The organism is Kitasatospora sp. NPDC057198 (assembly GCF_042670125.1).
Lineage (GTDB): Bacteria > Actinomycetota > Actinomycetes > Streptomycetales > Streptomycetaceae > Kitasatospora.
Genome location: NZ_JBHUWH010000888.1, coordinates 1 through 1114, shown reverse-complemented (window position 1 = coordinate 1114; position 1114 = coordinate 1). Strand labels below are relative to the sequence as shown.

At 74.1% G+C, this 1114-nt stretch carries 1 protein-coding gene; it reads left to right on the top strand.

From position 1 onward, the window contains the following. The first annotated feature begins 238 nt into the window (after positions 1–238). On the top strand, positions 239–1084 hold the full coding sequence (locus tag ACFUEL_RS39870; RefSeq protein WP_380243144.1) for a chaplin: 846 nt from the start codon (positions 239–241) through the stop codon (positions 1082–1084). Positions 1085–1114 lie beyond the last annotated feature (30 nt).

Sequence of the window (1114 nt, the reverse complement as noted above, 5' to 3'; positions counted from 1 at the left end):
CCGCCCGGGAGGGTGAACGGCGCGGTTCCCGGGGAAAGCCGCAGCTCACCCGATCGGATGAACTGACTGCAGATGGCTCAACCTTCACCGTTAGGGGTCGTTGAAGTAGTGCTGCCGCCGTCGCGGCGGGCAATTCCGACTATCGGATCGACGTCCGGCCCCGGAATCCGGAGTACACCGGAAATCCGGCGCGGGTCGATCGGGTCCGCACCATCGAGTGAGAAACCAAGGGGAGTCAATGCGACAGGTCGCCAGGAAGGGCCTCCTCACGGCCATGGCCACCGGCAGCGTGCTGGCCTCGACCGCGGGCTACGCCCACGCCGCCGCCGACGCGCACGGCTCAGCGGTCAATTCGCCAGGCGTGGGTTCGGGGAACGCGGTGCAGGTGCCCGTGGAGCTTCCCGTCAACGCCTGCGGCAACACGATCAACGTGATCGGTCTGCTCAACCCGGCGTACGGCAACGACTGCTCCAACGTCAGCGCGAGCGGCCGCACCGGCGGCGCCCACGCGGGCGGCGGTCAGCCCGGCAGCCAGGCCGGCAGCCAGCCCGGCGATCGGACCGGCGGCCACGCGGGCTCGGGCTCCGGCGCGAGCGGCACGACGGCCGGCTCGCCCGGCGTCGCCTCGGGCAACGACGTGCAGGTGCCGATCACCGCGCCGGTCGACGCCTGCGGCAACTCGGTCAACGTGGTGGGCCTCGGCAACCCGGCGTTCGGCAACGACTGCGCGAACACCGGCACGCCGCACCACCACCCGACCACCCCGCCCACCACCACCCCGCCGAGCACCCAGCCGCCCGGTGACGACTGCCCGCCCGAGCAGACCGGCGGCGAGCACGGCACCCCGCCCAGCGACCGCAACGGCGGCCCCAACGGCGACGAGCCCGGCACCACGACCACGGTGAACACCCCGGCCACCCCGGCCACCGTGACCCAGCCCCGGGCCGCCGCCCCCGCCGTCGGCCAGGCGGAGTTGGCCTCCACCGGCGCGTCCGGCCTGGAGGTCATCGCCCCGGCCGGGATCGCGCTGCTGCTCGGCGGCGGCGTGCTCTACCGCCGCTCGCGGTCCCTCGCCCGGCGCTGACGCCCGTAGCACCGAACGACCCGCACCACC

Excerpts from the sequence above, each read along its gene's own strand:
- ACFUEL_RS39870 (WP_380243144.1), top strand. The coding sequence starts at position 239 with ATGCGACAGGTCGCCAGGAAGGGCCTCCTCACGGCCATGGCCACCGGC.